Annotated in this window: 5 protein-coding genes and 2 pseudogenes; 3 read left to right on the forward strand and 4 right to left on the reverse strand. The window is 67.2% G+C overall.

Annotation, left to right across the window (positions count from 1 at the left end):
• Positions 1-152 precede the first annotated feature (152 nt).
• The 3 genes and pseudogenes from ABCR94_RS13260 to ABCR94_RS13270 all read right to left on the reverse strand — a co-directional run.
• On the reverse strand, positions 153-542 hold the full coding sequence (locus ABCR94_RS13260; protein ID WP_347119457.1) for a hypothetical protein: 390 nt from the start codon (positions 540-542) through the stop codon (positions 153-155).
• On the reverse strand, positions 539-751 hold the full coding sequence (locus ABCR94_RS13265; protein ID WP_347119458.1) for a hypothetical protein: 213 nt from the start codon (positions 749-751) through the stop codon (positions 539-541). Before ABCR94_RS13265 ends, ABCR94_RS13260 begins: the two co-directional genes overlap by 4 nt.
• Positions 733-1,050 (reverse strand): annotated as a pseudogene (locus tag ABCR94_RS13270) (SAM-dependent methyltransferase); the annotation flags it as partial. The gene ABCR94_RS13265 and the pseudogene ABCR94_RS13270, both read right to left, overlap by 19 nt.
• Between ABCR94_RS13270 and ABCR94_RS13275 the strand changes: the two are divergent.
• A pseudogene (locus ABCR94_RS13275) lies at positions 1,023-1,478 on the forward strand (helix-turn-helix domain-containing protein); the annotation flags it as partial. The pseudogenes ABCR94_RS13270 and ABCR94_RS13275 overlap by 28 nt on opposite strands.
• Positions 1,479-1,544: 66 nt before the next feature.
• On the opposite strand, the gene ABCR94_RS13280 reads toward ABCR94_RS13275, so the two are convergent.
• The gene (locus tag ABCR94_RS13280; RefSeq protein WP_521976891.1) at positions 1,545-2,798 is read right to left on the reverse strand and encodes a serine hydrolase domain-containing protein; all 1,254 of its coding nucleotides are present in this window, start codon (positions 2,796-2,798) and stop codon (positions 1,545-1,547) included.
• 713 nt (positions 2,799-3,511) lie between these two features.
• Here ABCR94_RS13280 and ABCR94_RS13285 point away from each other — a divergent pair.
• Positions 3,512-4,000, forward strand: a complete 489-nt coding sequence (locus ABCR94_RS13285; protein WP_347119459.1) for a YbaB/EbfC family nucleoid-associated protein — start codon at positions 3,512-3,514, stop codon at positions 3,998-4,000.
• Positions 4,001-4,002: 2 nt separating this feature from the next.
• The gene (locus ABCR94_RS13290; RefSeq protein ID WP_347119460.1) at positions 4,003-4,350 is read left to right on the forward strand and encodes a hypothetical protein; all 348 of its coding nucleotides are present in this window, start codon (positions 4,003-4,005) and stop codon (positions 4,348-4,350) included.
• Positions 4,351-4,359: the final 9 nt, after the last annotated feature.

Consider the following 4,359-nt stretch of genomic DNA (forward strand, 5'->3'; position numbering starts at 1 on the left):
ACCGTGGCGACCAGACCCTACGCCTCATCCTCCGGTGATAGGACGCGGGACACGTACTCGCACAGGGTCGCGGGGGCGTCGGCGCGATCACGCACCGCCCACCCCCGTTCGCGCGGGAAGCACGCACACCTACCCCACCTCCACCCGCTCGGCTAGGCGACGGTCTCGGTGGTGATGCGAGTGTCGATCTGTTTGTAGGCGGAGGCCTGCCGGGTCAGGACGGGCAGGCCGGAACGCAGCGCGAGATGCGCCGTGTGGGCGGTGGGGAGGTCTACTGCCCGTTCGTGGGCGATCTGCGCGATGGCCCAGCAGGCCGCCTCGTCCAGGGGACGGAAGACGAAGCAGGGGGCGGCGAGGGCATCTTGCAACATCTGGCCGACTTCCCCCAGCGCACTGTCGGCCAGCCCCTGAGCGAACGCAGTCGCCGGCACATACAGCGGCTGCACCTGTTCAACAGAGCGCACCACCCGGGCGGCCAGGTAGATATTGCCGTGCGCGAGAGAGCTCACCGCGGTGTGGTCCAGGACGTAGCCAGCACTCACGCGGCGCTCTGCCCTTCGCTGGTGGCGGTGAAGCCGTGGCGCTCATCGGCGTACAGGTCAGCAAGGACCTCCCGAAACTGGGGGTCCGCGGTGACGTGACCACCACCGGCGGTAAGGGAACGAGCCTCGTCTGCGGGGTGCAGACGGAACTTACTGCCGTAGCTCTCCGTATCAAGCCCCGTGGTCGGCCTCAGGTTGGCTTGCGCCACACGGAAATTTCGAGCCCAGCGATCCGTGCCATCAAGTCGAGCTCTGCCGGCCAGGCATACCGGTGACGGGAGTTGCCGCGACGGTAGCGGCCGTTGTCGCCATCGCGGGTGAAATGGTGCGAGACGAGAATCTGTTCGACCAGGTCGAAGGTGTCGAAGCCGACATGCTGCTCAGAGACATCGAACGGCACCGCGACCTGGCCGGGCGGCAGGAACCGCAGAGGTGGTACGCCCAACTCGATGACGAATCGGCCGCCGGGCTCCAGATGACGTGCGGCGTTGCGGAAGCACTCGACCTGTGCAGCTCGCCGACTTCCTCCAGTCACGCCGGGGCCTTCTGCATCCCGAGGATCTCGGGTTGCAGACCTACGGTGAGCGGCGCCGGGTGCCGGGGCTGCGGAGGGAGGAGCTGGCGATGCTCGCGGGAATCAGTGCGCCCTACTACGCCCGGCTTGAGCAGGGCCAGTCACACAACGCCTCGCGCGAGGTGCTCGATGCCATCGCGACTGCCTTGCGTCTGGACGAGTCCGAGCGGGCCCATCTGCACGAGCTCGCCCGTGCGCCGAAGCGGGGCAAAGCCGCACCCCGTCCCCGTCCCGAGCGCATCAACCCGGCTACCAGCGCGTTGCTGGCAGCTCTCGAAGGCACTCCCGCCATCGTCATGGGCCGCCGTAGTGACGTTCTGGCCTGGAACACGCAGGGGCACGCGCTGTTCGCCGGCCATCTCGGCCAGGGCAGCCGACCCAACCGCCTTCTGTGCCCGCCGGGCCCGGCAGTTCCGCCCGCGTCCTGCCTACTGCTTGCGCAACAGCGCGCAGACGAAGTTCTCCTCCACGGTCCGCAGCCGCTCCAGCAGTTCCGGCTTGTTCGTCTTGTTGACCTGGGTGGTGAGGGAGACGGTCAGCGACCGCTTGCCGTCCGGGGTGGCTGCGACCAGCTGTGTGTAGCCGGGGAAGTTGCCCGTGTGGCCGTACACCACGCCGCAGCGGGTGGTGTAACGGAAGATGGCCAGACCGGCCTTGTTCTTGCCGGGACCTGCGGGTTCGGATGCGCCGTTCACCCAGTTCAGCTGCTGATGGCGTGTCCGGTCGGAGATCAGCTTTCCGCCGGCGTAGCCGCGGATGAAGGCCGTCATGTCCTTCGGCGTCGAGATGATCCCACCCGATGCCCACACGCCCGACGCACTCAGTACCTCGCTGATGTCCTCGGGCGGGTTCGGCGGGGTGACGTCGTAGCCGTGCATGTACGGCTCGGGCATCCGGTAGCCCTGCGGCAGGCTGGTGCTGCGCAGACCCATCGGGCGGTACACGAGCTGGGTGAGCAGATTTTCGTAGCGGCGGCCTGTCACCGCCTCCGCCATCAGTGCCACGGCGATGTTGTCGGAGTTGGAGTAGGTGTACCGGGCCCCAGGACGGAACACCAACGGCTCGTCGGCCACGAAGTCCAGCAGTCGGCGGGAGTCAAAGTGGCGGCGCGGGTCCTCGGTCACCAGGGCCAGGAACTCCGGGGCTGCGGTGTAGTCCGGCAGTCCGCTGGTGTGGTTCAGGAGCTGCCGCAGCGTAACCCGATGCCAATCACGCGGCAGCCGGGGAAGCACCTTGCCGATGGTGTCGTTCAGACGCAGCTTCCCGCGGTCGACGAGCTGGAGGGAGACCGCGCCGCTGTACGCCTTGGCCGTACTGGCGATGCGCATGTGGTCGGTGACCTCGATCGGACGGTCGGTGCCGGTCTCGGCAACGCCAGCCCGGTAGACCTCGGTGCGGGACCCGCGCTTGAGGACGGCAATCGCTCCGGGCGGTCCGCCGGGCGCGGTGGTCAGTTCCTGCAACTGCCGTCGCAGTGAGCGGTTGTCGTCGGCGGGGACATCCGCGGCTTGGGCCGGGGCATACACCAGCCCGGCCATGCAGGCAGCGGCCAGCAGAGCGACAAGGGGGAGGCGGACCTGCGAGGAGCTGGGAAGTAGCACGGAAGGACTCCTGAAACGTGAGCGCGGTGGGACGTCCAGCTTCACCCGTCGGTCAGGAACCTGCGCGCGGCTCTGCTCCATCCAGCCGAGAGCGGTACGCGGGCAACGCCGAGGCCCGCGCAGAGCTTCTCTTCCCTGCTGCCGTACCCGCGACTCCACAGTCACTGTCGCCCCGACCCCTGCGCAAGCCCCGCGTGGCCGAAGCTCTTCCCAGAGCCCGCCGGGCGCGGACTGTTCGCGGGTCAGCTCTGGTGAAGTGGTCAATGATCATCCTCATGACCCGACGCCTCGCACGACACACACCCACCAGCCCGTGACCGGTTCTCAGCCAGGGTCTGAGGGGTTGCGGGCGACGACGCCGAGATCGAGCAGACTCTCGGCGGCCGCGACGATCGCTTCGGAGGCGGGACGGCCTATCCACCCCAAGTCTGGCATCCGCGCTGGGGCGCCCGCAGGGCAACGATGCCCTCGCCGGTTCGTCCGCCGGTTCGCCCGGGGGCTCCGGGTCGCCGATGATGCCGCAGATGATGCGCGGTGGCAGGGGTGAGTCGGGATCGTTCGGAGAGCGGGTGCGTAATGTTGTCGATCCCAGTGCTGGCCGCTCCGGCAGAGTGGCCACCTCCGGATCGACCGTCGAGGACGAAAAGCACAGGGTGGTCCCGAAATCCACACAGACAAGCAGCGGTTCGCAGCCCGTCATGCCACCGAGTGACAGAACGTCACAGTCGACGGACCGCCGCGATACCTGTTTAATGATCAGATCGGCCATTGAGGAGTCCGGGTTGAGTCAGTCGATGGATGACCGTGTGGCGCAGGCGATGGCGCACCTCAAGGCGACGGAAGCGGCTGCCGCGGAGGCGCAGGCCGTGCTGGACGCGGCTTCGGTGAGCGCGCGGTCGGCGGACAGGTCGGTCCGGGTGGTTGTCGGGGCCAAGGGTGAGCTGACGAGCCTGGAGTTTCTCGACGGCAAGTACCGGAGCATGGCTGCCTCCCAGCTCTCCGCGGCGGTGCTGGAAGCCGCGAACACGGCTCGCGCCGAGATGGCACGTCGGGTCGTTGCCACGCTCGACCCTCTCACCAGGATGTCCGCCCGTGGCAGCGTCCCGGAGCAGATGGGGGTCGACTGGGGTTCGATCTTCGGATCGTTGATCAGTGAAACCTCCGTGGACAAGGGGTCGACGGCGATGAGCCATCTCCGCGACGAGATCCACGAGGACGAGGAAGAGCCCGCGGCCCCGCCCGTCGATCGTGGCAGCACGAACAAGCGACAGGGGAGCGCGTAGCCATGGCTGGTAACTACTCGGCTAAAATTCAGGCAATTCTGGCGAGTTCGGGTCATCTCTCCAACGCCGTCGGATACAGCGAGAAGCTCGTGCCCAACTTCGAGCGCGACAACGCCGAGTACGACGGCTGGTGGGGCGAGGAGGGCAGCGACGACCTCTTCGCCAACCAGGTCGGCGAGCAGGTCAGGAAAGAGCAGGAGGACGTGATCGCGACGACGAATGCCATCACCATGGGTTTCATGGCATTGGTCGACGCGGTAGCTGGTGAGGCCGCGAACGTGCAGAAGCCGCAGGATCTGGCGATGGAAGACATCCAGACACACAGCGCGGAAAGCGAATCAAAGCGGTAAATGGCGATC

The sequence above is a fragment of the Streptomyces changchenzhani genome (genome assembly GCF_039766235.1).
Classification (GTDB): domain Bacteria; phylum Actinomycetota; class Actinomycetes; order Streptomycetales; family Streptomycetaceae; genus Streptomyces.